The organism is Bradyrhizobium sp. Pa8 (genome assembly GCF_052588265.1).
In genome coordinates, this window is the sequence record NZ_CP176767.1 from 8,524,667 (window position 1) to 8,542,466 (window position 17,800).

General features: G+C 59.3%; 18 protein-coding genes and 1 pseudogene. 7 read left to right on the forward strand and 12 right to left on the reverse strand.

The genetic code is table 11. The features are described 5' to 3' along the window. Positions 1–116 precede the first annotated feature (116 nt). Positions 117–797 (reverse strand): TetR/AcrR family transcriptional regulator, encoded by a 681-nt coding sequence (locus tag ACKWRH_RS40430; protein WP_028161058.1) that lies wholly within the window; start codon positions 795–797, stop codon positions 117–119. 451 nt (positions 798–1,248) lie between these two features. After that, positions 1,249–1,413, reverse strand: coding sequence for a Flp family type IVb pilin (locus ACKWRH_RS40435; protein WP_014492421.1), 165 nt, complete (start codon positions 1,411–1,413; stop codon positions 1,249–1,251). A gap of 395 nt (positions 1,414–1,808) precedes the next feature. Between ACKWRH_RS40435 and ACKWRH_RS40440 the strand changes: the two genes are divergently transcribed. Continuing rightward, a complete protein-coding gene (locus ACKWRH_RS40440; RefSeq protein ID WP_445218095.1) occupies positions 1,809–3,296 on the forward strand; it encodes a hypothetical protein in 1,488 nt (495 codons plus the stop codon). A gap of 515 nt (positions 3,297–3,811) precedes the next feature. On the opposite strand, the gene ACKWRH_RS40445 is transcribed toward ACKWRH_RS40440, so the two are convergent. The 3 genes from ACKWRH_RS40445 to ACKWRH_RS40455 form a co-directional block, all read right to left on the reverse strand. Continuing rightward, positions 3,812–4,087 carry a hypothetical protein gene (locus tag ACKWRH_RS40445; RefSeq protein WP_445218096.1) on the reverse strand — a complete coding sequence of 92 codons (276 nt, stop codon included), beginning with the start codon at positions 4,085–4,087 and terminating at the stop codon, positions 3,812–3,814. Between the two features lie 130 nt (positions 4,088–4,217). Continuing rightward, positions 4,218–4,781: a hemerythrin domain-containing protein gene (locus ACKWRH_RS40450; RefSeq protein WP_445218097.1), complete on the reverse strand. Its 564-nt coding sequence runs from the start codon at positions 4,779–4,781 to the stop codon at positions 4,218–4,220. Positions 4,782–5,285: 504 nt separating this feature from the next. Beyond that, positions 5,286–6,290, reverse strand: coding sequence for a LysR family transcriptional regulator (locus tag ACKWRH_RS40455; protein ID WP_445218098.1), 1,005 nt, complete (start codon positions 6,288–6,290; stop codon positions 5,286–5,288). A 120-nt stretch (positions 6,291–6,410) separates the two neighbouring features. Here ACKWRH_RS40455 and ACKWRH_RS40460 point away from each other — a divergent pair, with 120 nt between their 5' ends. Continuing rightward, a complete protein-coding gene (locus ACKWRH_RS40460; protein WP_445218099.1) occupies positions 6,411–7,373 on the forward strand; it encodes an MBL fold metallo-hydrolase in 963 nt (320 codons plus the stop codon). A gap of 157 nt (positions 7,374–7,530) precedes the next feature. Here the strand turns inward: ACKWRH_RS40460 and ACKWRH_RS40465 are convergent. Then, a pseudogene (locus ACKWRH_RS40465) lies at positions 7,531–7,833 on the reverse strand (tyrosine-type recombinase/integrase); the annotation flags it as partial. A gap of 129 nt (positions 7,834–7,962) precedes the next feature. Between ACKWRH_RS40465 and ACKWRH_RS40470 the strand changes: the two are divergent. Together ACKWRH_RS40470 and ACKWRH_RS40475 are read left to right on the forward strand one after the other, a co-directional pair. Further along, on the forward strand, positions 7,963–8,196 hold the full coding sequence (locus ACKWRH_RS40470) for a DUF7336 domain-containing protein (RefSeq protein ID WP_445218100.1): 234 nt from the start codon (positions 7,963–7,965) through the stop codon (positions 8,194–8,196). 353 nt (positions 8,197–8,549) lie between these two features. After that, positions 8,550–9,498 (forward strand): IS630 family transposase gene (locus ACKWRH_RS40475; RefSeq protein ID WP_445215585.1). Its coding sequence is split into 2 segments (ribosomal slippage): positions 8,550–8,885 and positions 8,887–9,498, totalling 948 coding nucleotides; the frame shifts between segments, so codons are not numbered across the junction. On the opposite strand, the gene ACKWRH_RS40480 is transcribed toward ACKWRH_RS40475, so the two are convergent. From ACKWRH_RS40480 to ACKWRH_RS40495, 4 genes are all read right to left on the reverse strand, one after another. Further along, complete coding sequence (locus tag ACKWRH_RS40480; RefSeq protein ID WP_445218101.1) at positions 9,477–10,943, reverse strand: sulfatase family protein; 1,467 nt, start codon at positions 10,941–10,943, stop codon at positions 9,477–9,479. The genes ACKWRH_RS40475 and ACKWRH_RS40480 overlap by 22 nt on opposite strands. 320 nt (positions 10,944–11,263) lie before the next feature. Then, positions 11,264–12,505: a complex I NDUFA9 subunit family protein gene (locus ACKWRH_RS40485; protein ID WP_445218102.1), complete on the reverse strand. Its 1,242-nt coding sequence runs from the start codon at positions 12,503–12,505 to the stop codon at positions 11,264–11,266. Between the two features lie 344 nt (positions 12,506–12,849). Further along, the gene (locus tag ACKWRH_RS40490; protein WP_445218103.1) at positions 12,850–13,395 is read right to left on the reverse strand and encodes a cytochrome b; all 546 of its coding nucleotides are present in this window, start codon (positions 13,393–13,395) and stop codon (positions 12,850–12,852) included. A gap of 10 nt (positions 13,396–13,405) precedes the next feature. After that, positions 13,406–14,269 carry an isocitrate lyase/PEP mutase family protein gene (locus ACKWRH_RS40495; protein ID WP_445218104.1) on the reverse strand — a complete coding sequence of 288 codons (864 nt, stop codon included), beginning with the start codon at positions 14,267–14,269 and terminating at the stop codon, positions 13,406–13,408. A 206-nt stretch (positions 14,270–14,475) separates the two neighbouring features. Here ACKWRH_RS40495 and ACKWRH_RS40500 point away from each other — a divergent pair, with 206 nt between their 5' ends. Next, positions 14,476–14,892 (forward strand): MarR family winged helix-turn-helix transcriptional regulator, encoded by a 417-nt coding sequence (locus tag ACKWRH_RS40500; protein WP_445218105.1) that lies wholly within the window; start codon positions 14,476–14,478, stop codon positions 14,890–14,892. A gap of 288 nt (positions 14,893–15,180) precedes the next feature. Further along, positions 15,181–15,474, forward strand: coding sequence for a hypothetical protein (locus ACKWRH_RS40505; RefSeq protein WP_445218106.1), 294 nt, complete (start codon positions 15,181–15,183; stop codon positions 15,472–15,474). Positions 15,475–15,652: 178 nt separating this feature from the next. On the opposite strand, the gene ACKWRH_RS40510 is transcribed toward ACKWRH_RS40505, so the two are convergent. Both ACKWRH_RS40510 and ACKWRH_RS40515 read right to left on the reverse strand, forming a co-directional pair. Continuing rightward, entirely contained in the window at positions 15,653–15,865 is a 213-nt protein-coding gene (locus tag ACKWRH_RS40510; protein WP_304490586.1) for a hypothetical protein, read from the reverse strand. Between the two features lie 94 nt (positions 15,866–15,959). After that, positions 15,960–16,310: a hypothetical protein gene (locus ACKWRH_RS40515; protein ID WP_445218107.1), complete on the reverse strand. Its 351-nt coding sequence runs from the start codon at positions 16,308–16,310 to the stop codon at positions 15,960–15,962. A gap of 436 nt (positions 16,311–16,746) precedes the next feature. Here ACKWRH_RS40515 and ACKWRH_RS40520 point away from each other — a divergent pair, with 436 nt between their 5' ends. Beyond that, the gene (locus ACKWRH_RS40520; protein WP_445218108.1) at positions 16,747–17,727 is read left to right on the forward strand and encodes an ABC transporter substrate-binding protein; all 981 of its coding nucleotides are present in this window, start codon (positions 16,747–16,749) and stop codon (positions 17,725–17,727) included. The last annotated feature ends 73 nt before the right edge of the window (positions 17,728–17,800 follow it).

Sequence of the window (17,800 nt, forward strand, 5' to 3'; positions counted from 1 at the left end):
CAACCCCATGCACAGTAGCCGGCGTTGCCGGCGAAGGTGCTCGGGTTTCGTGAAAAGTCGCGCTCAGGCAAAGACCTGAGCGGAATCAGGTCTCCGCCCCGGTCGCGCCCGGCTTTTTAAGCCCCGACCAGCGCTTTCGCCGCCGGCAGCAACGTCTGCTGCACCACCAGACCGCGGGCACGGGCGTCCATCACGCCCACGGCGCGCAGGGCCAGCAGCGTCACGGTCTGCACCGCGTCGCGCATCCTGGCGGGATCGTCGAGATTGTCGGGCGCCAGCGGCCCGACCAGAGCCTCATGCAGCGCCCCTAACAGTGCGGTGGCGGCGAGCGCGGTATCCTGAGCCGGCAAATGGCCGGCACGCACGGCGGCGTCGATCCGCGCGGCGATCTCACCGGCGATCTCGCGGCGGCTGGCCAGGCGGGACGCGCTGACATCGACGTCGACCGGCTCGGCCAGGATGCCCCAGGCCAGCCTGCGCTGCGACAGCGTATGGACCGCCACGGTGGTGACGGCCGCCGCCAGCGCCGAGGATGGGCCGGGCGCGGCATCGGCCGCCCGGCGGATCGCCGCGAGCTCGTCGCGCGACACCTCGGCAATCAATTCGGAGATCAGCTCGGACTTGGACGGGAAGTAGCGGTAAACCGTTCCGGCCGCGACACTGGCCCGGACCGCAACCGGTGCGATCTGCACCGCCGCCATCCCGCCTTCCGCCGCAGCTTCCCGCGCCGCAGCAAGGATTGCACTGCGCCTGGCCGCAAGGCGCTTCACCACTTGATGCGTTCGCCGATAAACCATGGCGCGCTTCCTGTCCCACACGTCAGCCGCACGCCCCGCGCGGCCGAACGCGTCGTTCCCTGCAATAGATGCAAATCGTCCCGCAAGGACTGAACAACTATTCAAAGTGAATGACAAGATGCAAATGCGTACAGCGTCACGCCGGACGGACGGGAGCGCCATGCCCGGTGACTCCGGCTGGAGGGCTTTGAAGAAGAACGCGCCGGGAAGCTTGCCTGCGGGCCCATCCTTCGAGACGCCCGCCTACGGCGGGCCCCCAGGATGAGGTCGCGTTTCGCGGCAAGATATCAGACCCTCATGGTGAGGAGCCCGCCAAAGCGGGCATCTCCGGACGATGCTCTGCATCGCCGGGCGAACCATGCAGGCCGAGCAGCCTCCGGCTCGCTCCACCCCACAAAAGAAAAGAGCCCCGTCCGGGACGGGGCTCTCGAAACTCTCAGATCGTCCGGTCTTACTTGAGGCTGGACGAGATCGAGCCGAACTTGGTGTTCAGCGAGCTGCCAAGGTTGTTGACGACGGTGATGATCGCCAGCGCGATGCCGGCAGCGATCAGGCCGTATTCAATGGCGGTGGCGCCGGATTCGTCCTTCACGAAACGCGAAACGAGGTTCTTCATAGACTGCTCCCAAAGAGTACACGAGGCTTACAAATGGTTTGGTCTTCGGCTTCCCAGCGCCGCCCAACCATGGAACCGAACCTAGAGGCAAAGAATTGCGCCGCAGTTAATTCGACTGCGGAAACACGGAGCGGATTGCACGTATTCGACGTTGGTAAAGGAGAATTGAAAACAATCCGTTAATTCGTAGCGATCCGCGGCAATGCCGCGGGGCGCGATTTACCCGAAGTTATGACCGCGCATGGTCCAATACCGCCCGCTCGGCCTGAAGCACGACGAGATGAATCGTTCATCGCGCTTCAGGTTATTGTTTGAGCATGATCTTCTCGGAAAACCGCTACACACTTTCCGGATCATGCTGCGGCCGACAAGAACAAACAGGACGACGAGGCGGCATGTCCCTTTCCTTTGCCAACAGCATTGCGGTGCAGAGCCGCGCGCGCGCACTGCTGCCGCTCTCCGTCGGTGCCGGCACCTATCTGTTCTTCCTCTTCGTCGGCGACACGCTGCTTCAGGACTCCGACTCGTTCTGGCAGATCAAGATCGGGCAATGGATCCTCGATCACGGCGCCCTGCCCTACACCGACTTCTATTCCTTCACGCGCCCAGGGGAATCCTGGATCTCGACGTCGTGGCTGTCGCAGGTGCTGTTCGCCTTCTCCTACGCGCAATGGGGCTGGGCTGGACCCGTGATCCTCACCGCGACCGGGATGGCGCTCACCGCTGCGGTCTTCGTCTATCTGCTCGACGCGCAGATCGAGGCGCCGCGCGCGGTGCTGTTCGCTATGCTGGCGCTGCTGCTGGCACTGCATCACGTGCTGGCGCGTCCGCATATCCTGGCGCTGCCCGTCATGGTGGCGTGGGTCGGCCTGCTGATGGCGGCTGCCGACCGCAGAAGCGCGCCATCCTGGACCTGGCTGCCACTGATGGCGCTCTGGGCGAATTTGCATGGCGGCTTCGTGCTGGGCCTCGCGCTGATCGGCCCGATCTCGCTCGAAGCGGTCGAGCATGCCGAGAAGGGACAGCGGCTGAAGCTGTTCATGCGCTGGGTGCTGTTCGGCGTCGGCGCGCTGATCGCTGCCTGCTGCACGCCTTACGGCTGGCGGACGCTGATGGGCGCGACCAACATCCTCAGCCTCGGCGAATTGCTGTCACTGATCTTCGAATGGATGCCGGCGAACTTTGCCACCTTCACCGGATTCGAAGGCGCACTGCTCGGCCTGATCGCGCTCGGCTATTATCGCGGCCTCGTGCTGTCGGCGCCGCGGATCTTCCTGATCCTGTTCCTGACCTGGAGCGCGCTGACCCATGTCAGGAATATCGAGGCCTTCGCCTTCCTGGTGCCGCTGGTGCTGGCAAAGCCGCTCGGCGAGATGTTCCCGCGTCCGCCAGCGGACCCTGCCGGCGCCGACCGCTGGCCGGCCCGCTATGTCACCGCGCTCGGCGCGCTCATGATCGTGGCCGCGAGCTGGACCTCGACCTCGCTCTACATGGGACACCATCGCTTCACGTTCACGATGACGCAGACGCCCGTTGCGGCCGTCGACCTGCTCGAAAAACTCGGGGCGCAGCGCATCTTCAACGCCTATCAGTTCGGCGGCTATCTGATCTCGCGCGACATCCCTGTTTACGTCGACGGCCGCGCCGAGCTCTATGGCGAAAAATTCGTCATGGACTTCTTCAAGGCGACGGAAGGCAAGAAGCCCGAGCTGCTGCCGCGCCTGCTCGACCAGTACAAGATCGACGCGACGCTCCTGGTCGCCGATGCACCGGGCCCGCAAATCCTCGACCAGCTCAAGGGCTGGAAGCGAATCTATGCGGATGACATCGCGGTCATTCATGTGCGGGACAATGCGGACGGCGCGGCGCTGCCGTCGAAGTGAGGACGGAGCTTCAGGCGTCCGCTCAGATGCGACGTTCGCTTAGAGATGTGAAGCGGACTTGCGCGCGTACTCCGGCCATTTCGCTGTTTGACCCTTCTGCGACATCGGGAACGAGTTGAGTACGAAATTCGCCCCCGCAGCGAACGCCCGGGAATCCGCGCTGCTCATCCGCCAAAAGAGCAAATTGTTGATGTAGATCATTTTCGAGACCGCCAGGGAGCGCATTCTGCACGCGGAAACGACGGAGGTTCTAAATGGCGTCGGCCTCAATGCCACCTCACGAAAAATGCCCGCGGTGTGGTTCCGGGGCAGTCCACCTCGAGTGGCATGAACGCGTCAATGCGCTCGAAGTCCAGAATCTTTGGCGCTGCTGGAACTGCAAAAAAGAATTTGTCACCGTCGTCACGTCTGACGAGAAAGAGCCGTCAGTAACTGAGAGAATTACCGAACGATTCTTCGCGAGCCTGCTAGTCTGATCAATGACGCTGGATGCGGTGTGCTGATGGCGCGGCCCGTCAGTTATGGGAGGCCACCAGCTGCGCACATCGAGGACACACGCCGTCGGCCGCATCCGTGAGTTGGCGCACAATCTCCTCCATGAGATCTTCACGCTCCCAGCGCGTGCCATCACTCTTGATGATGCTTCTGGCGCGGCAATAAGCATGGGTTTCGGCGGCGTCGTCTCCGACGCGGATCATCACCTCTGGATGGAAAGGACAGATAACTGTAGCGCGCGTTGTCAGCAATGCATAGCGCATGGCCGATTCGAGATCGTCGGTGTCGACCGGCATCGGAGCCTCCTGCCTCGGGCCGCAAGCGTATGTGAGCGCGGGAGCAAAGGCGCAGCCCAATTCTAACTCTCCCTTGCGCGCCTGACCTCAGCGTCGCTCGGTACACATGCACTGCGCCACAACATGGCGATTACTTACGCTCCGTGTCAGCCTCCTGCTCAAGCAGCAGAATATGTGCGCGCAGCGCGTCAAACCGCTCCTCGGCAGTATCGCTGAACAGCGGGTCATTGTGACTCGTTGCGGCTGAAGCGATCTCAGTCCAATCTTGAGGCTTGAGAACCTTAAGTGCCGCGGGAAAGAAATCGCGATCTTCCATCATCATGTGACGGCGCTCGTGCGCGATAAAATCGCGAACGATGAGATCCACATCTTCGCGCAGAATCTCACGATCCGCGAGAACGCTGTCGACCGCCTGAGCGACGCGGCGTAAAAGTTGGGCCCCTTTCTGGTGTTCGCGAGTTAGATCGCCGACCTTCGCAGCAGCAGCTGGATCTCGCGCCTTCAACTTGGCAAAGACCAAGTCTTCCTGGGGATGATGATAAATTTCTGGGTAGACTTCGAAATAACTGATCACCGCGTGGATGACCTCGTAGTCAGCACGGTCTCCGCGGTCGAATACCTCGAGTTCCCGCTCGAGGATGGCCAGCAGCTTCTCAATGTTGCGATGCTCTTGGGATAAGCGCTCTATGATCATGGCAGCGCTCCATAAACCGGTCTCAATGTAGTCTTTGGTCCAGTGTCAGCATTTGCGGCAGATCAAATTCGAGACAATTTAGGTACGACGCGCCCGTGGCGTTGTGTCTCTCTTGCGGCCAAGGGCGTGCCGGCCGCGCTGCCGGCCTTGTGCTGGCCGCACCATGGCGAGGGCTACCGAGATGCCACGGCACTGAGGCACCGTGCTCGATCGTCCGCCAGCGCATCCCCGCTCGCATGTCATTTATCCCCGCGTGGTGACACCATGGGCTGGCCCGGTGGGGGGCTGCTCTCTTGGGCGACTTTGTGCTCCCTGCCGGAACAAGGTTGCTAAGGCCGCCTCATCCGACAGCCTTTTTTACCAAGCCAAGCCTTGCTATGTCGCCTATTGGCCCTGAGCCGAAGTCCTCGGCGGCCGCCGGCGCGTCTGTTGTTGGGTGTAGATAGGACGTCGCCAGGATTGCCCACCATCGGCTGCTCATGACCCAGACCGGACAGTTTGCGGTCAGGCTGGCGGAGGCTTCGTCGCTCCTTTCTCCCGTCCGGAACGTTTGGGCGAGCCTTCCTTTTTATCCTTGGCCTGCTTTGGGATTGCGGCGGACTGGATTCGAGAATTTTTCGTGACCTGGTTCTTCCTCAGTTCCGCAAACTCTTGCCTGAGCAGGTCCAGGACGGTTCTGACCTTGGGGAGATCCGCCATGCGCTTGTGGCAGATGATTGTGAGTTCTGCGCGGAGCGAAGTTGGAAGTTCGAGCTTGAGCTCCACGAGCTCGCCCGGTCGCTTGAGCCGATGGGAGGTCTTCAGAAGGATCATCGCGCCGACACCGGAATGGCAGGCCGCGACCTGCACACTGTAGTCGTCGGATGTGAAAGCGGGGCGAAAGTCGGGGATCCTGGCCGCGAGCTCCGGATTTGGGCTCAACATCTCGCGTTCTCCCGCCCACGCGATCCAGTCGAGGTCCCGGAAATCGTACTTCGCGGGTAGTCTCCGTGCGTAGTCCCTGCTCGCGTAGACGCCGATCGGAACGACAACTTCATCGACTGTGATCAGATCAGAATCGTCGGACGGATATCGCCTGAGCGCGATGTCCGCCTCGCCGCGCGAGAGATTCAAGCGTTCGGTGCTGGCCAAAACCTCGAGGGTGATCTGTGGATGCTTCTTCTTGAGCTTTTCCGAGATCGGGGCCAAAAAATCGAAGGCAAACGATGGTGCCGCCGTGATGCGCACGCGACCGCTCACGGGCGAGTCCTTCGCATCGAGTGAGCGATTGGCTTCCGACGCCCATTGCGCCATGCCTTGGGCGGCGGGAAGCAGTCTCTTTCCGGTCTTGGTCAGGGAGATGCCTTGGTTCTTCCGGACGAAGAGCGCCTCGCCCAGCCCGTACTCCATCTCTGCAATCCGCCGGCTCAAAGTGGGCTGGCTCACCTTGAGGCGTCGCGCGGCGCCGCTGAGGCTGCCGGCATCAGCAACGGCGAGAAAAATCCGGAGATCATCCCATTGGAGGTTCACGTTCGTTCCTCAGCTTTGTCCAAGTGCCATTCATTTATGTATGGAGATATAGGCATTTAGACGATTGCTATTCTCGCCGTCAAAGGCAAAAGCGGGATCAGAAAATGAGGAAAACCGATCATGCTCCGTCGATCACGACTTCTTGCTGTTGCTGCATTCATCATCATCGCGCTTTCTGTTGCTGCTTCCATCACCTTTTCCGGCTGGTCGCAGACAACCCATCAAACTGTGACAGCCAGCCTTGGCAAGCCGACCAGTTCGTCGGCCATGGAGGCCTTGATCGATAAACCGGGACCGATCGCGGTCAGGACGGTCGCGAGCTCGGATTGGAAAGCTGATCTATCGGGACTGATCAATCTGAACGATCCGAAAGCTGTTCAGGCGGGGCTCGTGGATCACGAGGAGCCTATCCAGATCTATACGCATCTCGTGCGGCACCCCACGCAGGGATTTTTCATGATCGATACGGGTGTTTCAAAGCAGTTTGCCGAGGATCCCGAGAGCGTCGGTGTCCCGTGGGTGCTGAGAAAATTTGCAAAAATGGACAAACTTCAGGTCAGAGAAGATGCTTTGTCGGCCATCAAATCGGAAGGCGTTCCGCTCAAAGGCGTATTCATGACCCATCTCCATTTCGATCATATCTCCGGAATGCCAGACGTTCCAAAAGATGTTCCGTTTTACACAGGTCCCGGCGAGGCTGGGGAGGAGAAGTTCGAGAACGTTGTCGTTCAGGGGATGGAGAATCGCTTCTTTGATGGCAGGCCCGCAATCCAGGAGCTTCAGTTCACGAAAGACCCGGATGGGAAACTGGAAGGAGTGATCGATGTCTTTGGCGATGCCTCATTGTTTGCCATCCTGACCCCGGGGCATACGGCCGGCCATCTCTCCTATCTCGCCCGCACACCGACAGGGCCGGTGCTCTTTACCGGCGACGCTTGCCACACGCGCTGGGGTTGGGAGCATGGTGTCGAGCCCGGAAGCTTCACGTTCGAACGGGAAAGCGAACGAAAGAGTTTGATCCAACTGAAGGCCTTGAGTGAACGTCACCCGAAGATGATTGTGAGGTTGGGGCATCAGCCTTGAGTCCGATCGCATATGGCGGTCAAAAGGGACGAGAAGGCGGACTCGCGCTGGGCCGTCGATTATTCGTTTTCCTCGCTTTCTCAACTACGAAGATCCACAAATGGCCCAAAGGCGCTTATAACAAAGGGGCAGAGCATGTGCGCTCTGCCCAGTCATTTCAGACGTCCACTTGTTCTGCTATTGCAAGTGCGTCATCGACTTCTATTCCGAGATAGCGGACCGTGCTCTCGATTTTTGTATGCCCTGGCAGGAGCTGGACTGCTCGCAAATTGCCGGTGCGACGATAGATGAGCGTGGCCTTTGTTCGACGAAGTGAATGCGTTCCGAACAGGTGAGGGTCCAATCCTATGCCTGCCAGCCAGTTCGATAGCAGGCGCGCATACTGCCGTGTCGTTAGGCTAGGGTCTGGCCCTCTGCGGCTGGTGAATAGGCGATCTCCTGGCTTCTTGCCAGCCGCCCGCGTTTAAGCGCTCTATGATAAAGCTCTCGACAGGCACGCCAAGGTTGGTCATTTCAAGCTGGTCATTCTGTTGGATCGAATGGAAGCATAAGCTGACTTCGTCGGCCTCTACAAGAAGGGCACACCAAAATGCGTACGGTCTTTCTGCTCTGGCACAGCTATCCGCGCGAAGACGGTCTAGATGAGAATGATACCGAAGATAAACTCGTCGGGGTCTACAGCAGCGCTGCCGAAGCGGAAGCAGCAAAAATGCGCAAGCTTCAATTTGAGGGCTTTCGCGACTATCCTGACTGTTCCCAAGTTAGCGAGATGGAAGTCGACAAGGATGCGTGGAGCGAAGGGTTCGTCACCGTGAAGACGTGAAGCGAACATCCGCCGATGTCTCCTAGTGGCCCATCAGCGAAGTGGCGACACCTTTCATTTAGGTCCGCTTGGTGGGGTGGAGCGGACTGACTTTGCTCACTCTGAGTTCTTCGCATTTTGGCCCATAGCGGACTTCGATTTTCCAGGACGAGACCAACCATCGTGCGGAAGCGCCGCGACGGATAATGGCCGCGCACTCAAACCTTCCATCATTGATCACTTCGTGGGGGCACTTGTCGATGGGGGCGCTGGCGTCGGGTTAGAGCCTTTCATTGCTTAATTGAATCGGAGGGGATTCCGGTTTTTGGCGGATTGTGATTCAAGATGCTGACTGGATTGGAGGCCAGCATCGCATGACCCGACCTCTTTCCCTGGATCTTCGCGAGCGTGTGGTGGCGTCGGTTTTGGCGGGCGAGAGCTGCCGGTCTGTGGCGGAACGGTTTGGTGTTGCGGTCTCGTCGGTTGTGAAGTGGTCACAGCGGCAGCGGGCGACCGGCTCGGTTGTGCCTGGCAAGATGGGCGGTCACCGCAAGCCTGTGCTTGATCCGCACCGCGCCTTCATCGTCGAGCGGATCACTCAGACGCCGCACCTGACGCTGCATGGTCTGAAGGCGGAACTGGCAACCCGTGGGGTCAAGGTCTCACACAACGCGGTCTGGCTGTTCCTGCGTCGGGAAGGGCTGCGGTTCAAAAAAAACACTGTTCGCCCTCGAACAGGCTCGCGCCGACGTCTCTCGTAGGCGCCAGCGTTGGCGATCCTGGCAGGCCGGACTTGATCCGGGCCGGCTCGTCTTCATCGATGAGACCTGGATCAAGACCAACATGGCCCCTTTGCGGGGCTGGGGCCCCAAAGGGGCACGCCTGCGCGGCTTCGCCCCACACGGTCACTGGCGTACCCTCACATTCCTCGGCGCGCTCCGTCATGACCAACTCACGGCACCCTGCGTCTTCGACGGCCCGATCAACGGCGAATGCTTCCGCGCTTATGTGAAGCACCTTCTCCTGCCAACCCTGCGCGAAGGCGACATCGTCATTCTCGACAATCTCGGAAGCCACAAGTCGAAAGCTGTCAGGCAGATGATCCAGGCTGCTGGCGCCAGGCTCTGGTACCTGCCGCCATACTCGCCCGACCTCAACCCGATCGAACAGGCCTTCTCCAAGATCAAACACTGGATGCGGCAAGCTCAGAAGCGCACCATCGAGGACACTTGGCGCCACATCGGTCACCTCGTCCACGACATCCAGCCTCGCGAATGCGCCAACTACTTCGCCAACGCCGGTTATGCTTCAGTCAAAATGTGAAACGCTCTAGCGACTCCATAGTGGTCGGCAACGAAGTTGCCAGTGTGGGTAAAAGGCGCCGGCCGCGACCGCTCTGGCAGCATCGTAGCGTCCCAGGCCTCCCAGTCACTTTTCAACCGTTCGAATACGTCTTTCTCCCGGTCCTTGAGATTGGCCCGCTCGCGCGGGTCTCTCACCACATCGAAGAGAAATTCGTTTCCCGCTATCCGTAGATATTTCCGATCGCCGTCGCGGATGGCACGCTGCGATCCCGCCTTATAGCGCCAGCACAACTTCCGTGGATGTGGCCCCGCGCTGCCCCTCAAAACTTGTCCGAGGTCCTCACCATCGGATGGATACGCCGCGTCCGGCGATGTGCCGGCGGCAGCCAGCAAGGTCGGCATCCAGTCCATCGTGATCATGACCTGGTCGGACACCGCCCCAGGCGCGATCCGTCCAGGCCAGCGCACAATCGCGGGAATGCGAATACCACCTTCGAGCAGCTCATGCTTCATGCCGGTAAACGGCCATACGTTAGAGAATCGTTCGCCGCCATTGTCGCTGGTGAGAATGACAACGGTGTTGCTGGCGAGACCGCTAGCATCGAGCGCTTGCAGCACGCGACCGATATTGGCGTCCAGGCTTTGCACCATCGCCGCATAAGTTTTCTGCGAGCCGCCGTCGCGGTCAAAAATGTTGCTGATCCTCTTCGACTCTGCCTCGTCATCCGGCCCTTCCCATGGCCAATGTGGCGCGGTGAAATGCAGACTCAGCAGAAACGGCTCTTTTGACTTGGCGTAGCCTTCAATAGTTTGCACCGCTCGATCGCCGAGCAAGTTTGTCATGTAACCGTGACGCTCAACCGGTACCTCCTGCTCGTAAAGTTGATGCGCAAGTCCGGGGAACGGTAAGACATACGTCCGGGAAGCCTCCGCTCCATGATTGAAATAGTCGGCGCAGCAGCCGAGTATCCCGAAAAACTGGTCATAGCCGCTCTTCAACGGACTGAAATCCGGCAGATCACCAAGATGCCACTTTCCGACTAGCGTCGTGCCATACCCCACAGTCTTCAGCAGCGACGGCAAGGTGGGGTGACTTGGCGCCAAGCCAATCCCTTTGGGACCTAAAGAAATAAGCGGCTCTTCGAGCCCAACCGGCAGCCGAGCCTGATAGCGCCCCGTGATCAACGCCGTGCGCGTCGCAGAGCAGTCAGGCGAATTGGAGTACGCCTGCGTGAATTTCAACCCCTCGGCAGCCAGCCGGTCTATGTTCGGTGTCGTATAGTCCCGCTGACCGTAGCAGCTCAAATCCGCGTAGCCGAGGTCATCCGCCAGGATGAAGATGATGTTTGGCTTTGTCGACTGAGCCCAAACCGGGCTACGATGGCCCATCCCCGCGAGTGCCAATGAACTCGCGGCAGTCGTTTGGACAAATCGACGACGAGAAATTGCGCTCTGCTGAACCATGAGTGCCCTCCCTCTTAAGTTGATCGGTGATTAAGATCAAACCTTAACATCCTACTCGCTTTCGCGGTAGCTGATAGATTGCCCGCGAGAGCTGAACCGAAGGCACCGCACCGACCAGGATGTCGGGTTCTGGCCCATCAGCGAAGTGGCGACAACTTTCATTGAGGTCCGCTTGGTGGGGTGGAGCGGACTGACTTTGCTCACTCTGAGTCCTTCGCATTTTGACCCATAGCCGAACATCGGTACATTGCCCCGTCGCATCTGATGTCGGTCGGCACCATTTCCTCCTCGCTGTCCGGCCGCAATTTTGCTGAGGTTCCTCATTTGCTTTGCTTAAGTATCGCTTCGAGTTCTTCTTCGAGCGATCGCGGCGAAATGCCGAGCATACGGAACCCCGGCAAATTGTCCGAGGCTGTGGTGTCGATCTGCATAAGCTCGACCTGATTGCGGGTGAGAGGCGGGTGCGGCAAGATTTCAGCGACGCTGGCCAGTGCATCCCACATGGCAAACGGCATCCGCATGAGCACTGGCCGCAAACCTGCGGTACGAGCAATGGTCCGCAACAACTCCTCGTATGAATAGACGCGTGGGCCGGCCAGTTCGTAGACCGGATACGGCTTTTTGCTCTGCCGCAGAACTTGTGTAATCGCCGCAGCAACATCATCCGCGTACGCCGGTTGAAGCCTCGTCCTGCCGTCGCCGAATATCGGATAAGCCGGCAGGACCCGAAGCAGCCTGAGAATTGTCGTGAGAAAGCCGTCGTCCGATGCAAACATCACCGCGGGGCGTATGATAACCGCACCAGGAAATGCGGCCTGCACGGCCGCCTCGCCTTCGCCGCGACTGCGAATATAGGGCGAAGGCGAGGCCGCGTCGGCGCCGATTCCTGATAGGTGAACTAGCCGTTTGGCCCCGACCCGCCGCGCTACGCTTGCGATCCTAGCGGCCGCTTCGACGTGCGCCGAATGGAACGTATCGCTTCCGTGCTCGACGTACAGGCTAATGGCGTTGACCACGCCATCGGCGCCCGCAACGGCGGCCTCTACGGAGCGCTCGTCGTGTGCGTCGGCGGCGATCTGTTTGACGTCGTCGCCCTCACCCCCCCTAGGATGCCGCGAGGCGACGCGCACCGTGGCGCCGGACTCGCACAAATAGCGCACGACGCGACGGCCGACAAAGCCAGTTCCCCCAAACACAGTTACGCAGCTCATTTGCTGATCGATCCAATGATCCTGGGCGACGCTCTTGATTGAGCCGTTAAGCGCAGTGCGGACTGCCTCAGCGGCCTCTGCCGGCGAACTACCCTTGTTGACATGATGCCCGATAACATCGATCAAAATTTGCGCCGCAGGGCCGACAGTCTGCCACTCTTTCATTGCCTCATCGATCAGCGGCTCAGCTTCTGTGTACAGCTTGTGCGCCTGTTCGATGATCGGCTGTGCCCTATTGAGAAGATCGATCAGCGCCTTGCTCGCCGGCAACGATCTCTCAATTTGCCTAAGCTGTGCATCGCTGAGACCGGAAACGTGACCAATGAGGTCAATGAGCCAGTGCTTCAACATAGTCCACCATGCTGTTGGCTCTACCGCTGGCCAATTACCCGTTCCAAACGGACAGACGACCTGCGCCCTTTGGGTATCCGTTTACACCAAATGGCCCGCGAAGGCTGCTGGCACATAGCGTCAGTTGGCGCAGCGCAACGGCATGTCCGGAGCCGGGGACAGACCGGAAGCCAACAACTGAGGGGCGAACCGACGCGATTGACCCATTGCCGCACTGAAAGTCACTCCTTGTCCGGCCCCGCCGCCCCGGGCGCGCGGCGTAGCGGTCCGAGACGGCCAAATCGCCGTCATCGGGCTCACCGCTTTTCACCTTCGATGCTTGGTTGTCATTCGCACAGCGCCGCTCACCGCTCAGTCAGGGTTGGCCACATCCTGCGCAAAACCCCGTCCTTGATCACATAGCGGTGGAAAAGCGCGGCCGCGGAATGAAGGAGTGCCACAGCGACGACGATATTTGCGATCAATCCGTGCCACGCATTGACGCTACGCATGAATTCGTCACTGCCGAATTTCGGAAAGTGCAGAATGTTGAACAGTGGGAAACCATGCGCAAAAACATCGGTGATGCCCAGTGCGACCATGATCACGAGCAGTAGATCGAGTAGTCGGTGCATTGTCACTGCCGCCACGTGGAGGACGCCGCGGTCAATCGGCGGCAATCTACGGCCGCGTGTGGTGCGCCAAACCAGTCCCAAGATCACTACGCACGTGAACGCAAAACCAAACAGGACATGCACGGACCAGATGTCGACCCGAAGCGGGCCACGCTGCAAAAGGTTGGTTGTCCTACCGATCAGAAACTGGATCCCAACGAGAATTGCGGTGGCCCAGTGCAGCGTGATCGTCGTGCGGTCATAGACTTCCGGCTGACTTCCAGATGTGTCGGTCAAGTCCCGCGGCTCAATCCGCTTCCAGCGAGGCGTATTTCTTCTCGAAAGCCCACACCTCCTGAAAACCAATCAACGAGCTAAACACGTTGAAGTCATAGAGCGGCTCCTGCACCGGCTTGTCTTCGGCCAGCGCACTATAGACTTTGTTCAGAGCATAAGCGGTAGCGAGCAGACCCGCCGTCGGATAAATAGCCATCCGGTAGCCGATTTCCCTAAGTTTATCCTGACTGAGAATGGGGGTCCGACCCCCGTGTAGTTGGTTCGAGACCAGCGGCACGTCCAAAGCCAATCCGATCTTTCGCATCTCCGCTTCCGATTCCGGGCTTTCGATGAAAATAATGTCGGCCCCGGCTTTAGCATAGGCTTCGCCACGGCGGATCGCTTCATCGAGACCAAGTTGCGTGCGAGCGTCCGTGCGCGCGATGATTAGGAAATCTTTCGACGAGCGCGCATCGTTCGCGACGGTCAACTTGTTGACCATCTCCTTGGCAGAGATCACGTGCCGGTTCGGCGTGTGCCCGCATTTCTTGGGGCTCTGCTGATCTTCAAGCTGGATCGCTGCGGCTCCGGCCTTCTCGTAGCCGCGGACCGTATGATGAACATTCAGCAGACCACCGTAACCGGTATCGCCATCGGCGATCAGCGGCTTCCGCACGGTTTGGGCGATAATTTGCACGCGATTTAGCATCTGTGAATAGGTTGCTAGACCGGCATCAGGCAGTCCGAGGTAAGACGCCGCGACCCCATAGCCTGTCATGTAAAGCGCGTCGGCCTTGGTGCGATCGGCGAGCTTAGCGGAGACCAGGTCGAAGACACCGGGACAGGTTACAAACGGCTTTTCCTCGATCAACTTTCTCAAGGTTTTGGACGTCATCGTGATCTCCTCAACTGATTTTGGATGATGAGGTGGCTGCGATCGTCACGATTGCCCGGAGGTGGCCAGCGCAGCAGTCCTTCTGCACGGAAGCATTCAACAGATTGCTCATGGCCTCTATTGCTATCCGTCAATAGCTATTTGATAGTAGCAATATGAGAATTCAACGCCGGAACCGCGACATCACGCAATTGCGAAAGCAGCTGATGGACGCTTCCCGCCGGCTGCGCCATGAAGCCACCGCGGACGATCGATCCTGGGCGCGGTTGCTGGTGCTGGGTGCGATCGACCGCCACGGCGAATCGGCCACACCCTCGGTGCTCGCGGCCGACGAAGGCATGCGCTCTTCAAATCTTGCTGCAGCGCTGCGCTCCCTCGAAGCGCGCAAGCTGATCGTGCGGACGCCGGACACCAAGGACCGGCGCAAGGTTAGGCTCCGGCTTAGTTCAGCCGGCCAGCGATTTCTCGATGACAGCCGCGCCCGTGGCGAGCGCTGGCTCACCGAAGCCATGGATGCATGCCTCACAGCCAGCGAGCGCTCGGATCTGATAAAAGCCGGGGCCTTGCTCGACCGCATCACGATCTATTCCAAAGCGGCAGTGCCGCGCAGCCGAAAATCGTGAGAATTCCGTAGGACTGATTTCAGTTTGAATGTCAGCAATTGGCCCGTAGGTGAAGTCCAGACCGGCCCACGCGTGGTCCGATTTGTGGGGCAGAGCGGAAGCGGCTCGTCCAGCGCGCCCCCGACGCGATTGACCCATATGCGCCATCGGCCAATATCCCAAACATCGCGCGATTAGCCGGGCTCAAAGGTGGATTGCGGTTAGACTTTTCTACGCTCGACTTTGCCGTCGCGACGGCGTTGAATCCGCTACGCGGGCTCTTTTGTTCCAAGGAGGGAGGACCGAAAGGTGAAGACAACGATCATCGCACTTTCTGCCGCCGCTCTCATCGCCGCCGCACCAGCCGCGCTTGCGCAGGATGTGCCAGAGAAAGTACTTGGTCTGCAGTATAAGATCTCTAAGAAACACCACCGGGGCGTCTCCGGCTACGCTCCGCTGCGTGAGATCCAAACAATGGGATCGAAGAAGGGCTATTCGGGAGCTTTCGGTTACGCGGCTAATCAACCTAGCCGTTTAGACAGAAATCTCGAAGCGTCCAGACAAGCTGGCGGCGGCGGCGGTAGCGGAGGGAGTGGCATGTGAACCCACGCACTGCACGAACAGGCGGCATCCGTCCTGCTTGATCGGGACGCTCCGGGGGCGTTACCGGCTCGCCTCGCGTCTTCCTACTGTTCGCACTATGTCTGTTGTTGGCCCTTAGCGGACCAATCGCGGCATGGTGTGCGACGGCAGCTATTGACCCAAAGCAAACGCCAACAAGTCAGCGTTTCATGCCATCCAGATCGGGATGATCTTTATAGATATTGTCCAGAAGCATAGTGTCTACCCGAGCGATGATATCGCCCACCGAGGCCCTCAATTTCAGAAACTCATCTGTTGGAGAGGCTTCTTTGGCGAGCGTGAGCGCCAAGGACAACTCCTCAATGATCCGCTCTGCGTGCTGTTTAAATCTTGCGGCTGATTTCGCGTCCATGAGGCCATCTCATTTCTTTCGGGAGCAATGAAGCCCAATCTTCGCTGCAAGTATTGCTGCTCGTGACCCTAAGCGGGCTAGCCTTAAAACTGCATCAAGTCATGCTGCCAGGCATGAAGCACCTGACGCGCGGATGGCCGTCGATGTAATGCCTCCAGACCATTGTACGGCCGAAACGGTTTGGTTGCTTGACAACGGCGTCGTCAGGCACGTCGACCCACTCGTTGTCGATGCGGACGCGGTAACGCCCGCTATTGGACTCCCAATCCGCATCAGAAACGATGTACCCGTCAACATCGGTGCAGCACTTTCCAAATTCGCTCTGCAAGCTTTCAAACCATGACTTCAGCGGAGAGTTGTCGTATCGGCCATCGTCGTGTGCGAGTGCTTGCGTCACTAGCACCGCCAAGCCCAGCAACAGTGTCGCAGATTTTGCTGGAAACATCTCTTTGCCTCCGCGATCTTCACCGGCCGATCCGCTGGCTTGATGCGGACAAGGCTGGCAACCCGGAAAACAAGATGGCGCTTACAGCTGCGTCTCGGTGATGAGCGCAACAGCCACAATCGTTCGAGGCTTCGTCATGGGAAACCTTCGTCCCTGGCGTTTATGGACGTGAGTCCTTCAACTCGGGCGAAGGTTCAACAACGACAGCTTAGTCGGGGGAGTCCGCTTGTGGCCCATCAGCGAAGTGGCGACACCTTTTATTGAGGTTCGCGTGGTGGGCCAGAGCGGACTGGCTTTGCTCACTCCGAGTTCTTCGCATTTTGACCCAAGGCCGTCCTGCGCCACACGCCGTACTTGCGACGCAGCATCGCAGTCCGCGCGACCATCGAACGTGATACTTTGTCTCCCATCGTCCTCAAGCTGCGATGAGGATCCGATGAAGCGGCGGGAGTTCATAGCGGCTACTGCGGCACTGCTCGTTTCGCGAAGGCGCTCGTATGCGCAGGGAGCTCGCCGTCGACTTGGCTTTCTTGCCATAGGTGATGGGAGCGGGCGGGCCCTAAACCAAGCCGAGCGTGTGTTCGTTGATACGCTGCGAAGTCTCGGCTGGGTGGAGGGGAAAAATCTGGTGATCGAGTATCGCTTTTCCCAACCCCCGGATCGACTGCCAGCTTCCGTCGCCGACCTGGTTGCACTCAGTCCGGATGTCCTCGTTGCTCCGGGACCACAAGCAGCCATGGCCCTGAAATCGGCGACTGCCACCATTCCGATTGTATTCGTGGGGGTAGCCGATCCCGTGCAGCTCGGCCTCGTCCAGGGCCTGTCACGCCCCGGTGGCAACATAACGGGTCTTTCGACCATGGTACCAGATGACTTCCTCGCTAAACGTCTCGAAATCCTTCGGGAACTCGTACCCGGCGCCTCTAAGATCGCGCTCTTGGTCAATCCCGACAACCCAATGCAAAGGCATTACTTGGCGGAAGAGATACCCGGCCTGGCTCGTAGGCTCGGTATAGTTCTGCTGATAGTTGAGGCGACCAGGGCCGAAGAACTCGACGCCGCCTTTGCCTCGACCGCCGCTCAGCACGCCGATGCGATAATCGATTTTGGTGATCCTCTCACCTATGTCGAGGCTCCGCGAATCATCGCGCTGGCGGCGAAATATCATCTGCCGGCAATCTACTTGTTCCGACATTACGCCAATGGCGGATTGTCGGTATACGGAGCCGACGCGGGCGATCTGATGCGCCGTGCGGGCGGCTACGTGGACAAGATACTCAAAGGCACCAAGCCTTCCGAGTTGCCGGTAGAGAGGCCAACCAAATTCGAGTTGGTCATCAACATGAAGACCGCCAAAGCACTCGGTCTCACTGTGTCCCCCTCGTTGCTCGTCCGCGCCGACGAAGTGATCGAATAGCGCCACAGTTGCGGCGGTGTATGAGTCCGCAGATGGCCCATCAGCGAAGTGGCGACACCATTCATTGAGGTCC

Bases quoted from the DNA above. Each gene is read 5' to 3' on its own strand.
- ACKWRH_RS40430 (WP_028161058.1), bottom strand. From the start codon at position 797: ATGGTTTATCGGCGAACGCATCAAGTGGTGAAGCGCCTTGCGGCCAGG.
- ACKWRH_RS40435 (WP_014492421.1), bottom strand. From the start codon at position 1,413: ATGAAGAACCTCGTTTCGCGTTTCGTGAAGGACGAATCCGGCGCCACC.
- ACKWRH_RS40440 (WP_445218095.1), top strand. From the start codon at position 1,809: ATGTCCCTTTCCTTTGCCAACAGCATTGCGGTGCAGAGCCGCGCGCGC.
- ACKWRH_RS40445 (WP_445218096.1), bottom strand. From the start codon at position 4,087: ATGCCGGTCGACACCGACGATCTCGAATCGGCCATGCGCTATGCATTG.
- ACKWRH_RS40450 (WP_445218097.1), bottom strand. From the start codon at position 4,781: ATGATCATAGAGCGCTTATCCCAAGAGCATCGCAACATTGAGAAGCTG.
- ACKWRH_RS40460 (WP_445218099.1), top strand. From the start codon at position 6,411: ATGCTCCGTCGATCACGACTTCTTGCTGTTGCTGCATTCATCATCATC.
- ACKWRH_RS40470 (WP_445218100.1), top strand. From the start codon at position 7,963: ATGCGTACGGTCTTTCTGCTCTGGCACAGCTATCCGCGCGAAGACGGT.
- ACKWRH_RS40480 (WP_445218101.1), bottom strand. From the start codon at position 10,943: ATGGTTCAGCAGAGCGCAATTTCTCGTCGTCGATTTGTCCAAACGACT.
- ACKWRH_RS40485 (WP_445218102.1), bottom strand. From the start codon at position 12,505: ATGTTGAAGCACTGGCTCATTGACCTCATTGGTCACGTTTCCGGTCTC.
- ACKWRH_RS40495 (WP_445218104.1), bottom strand. From the start codon at position 14,269: ATGACGTCCAAAACCTTGAGAAAGTTGATCGAGGAAAAGCCGTTTGTA.
- ACKWRH_RS40500 (WP_445218105.1), top strand. From the start codon at position 14,476: ATGGACGCTTCCCGCCGGCTGCGCCATGAAGCCACCGCGGACGATCGA.
- ACKWRH_RS40510 (WP_304490586.1), bottom strand. From the start codon at position 15,865: ATGGACGCGAAATCAGCCGCAAGATTTAAACAGCACGCAGAGCGGATC.
- ACKWRH_RS40515 (WP_445218107.1), bottom strand. From the start codon at position 16,310: ATGTTTCCAGCAAAATCTGCGACACTGTTGCTGGGCTTGGCGGTGCTA.
- ACKWRH_RS40520 (WP_445218108.1), top strand. From the start codon at position 16,747: ATGAAGCGGCGGGAGTTCATAGCGGCTACTGCGGCACTGCTCGTTTCG.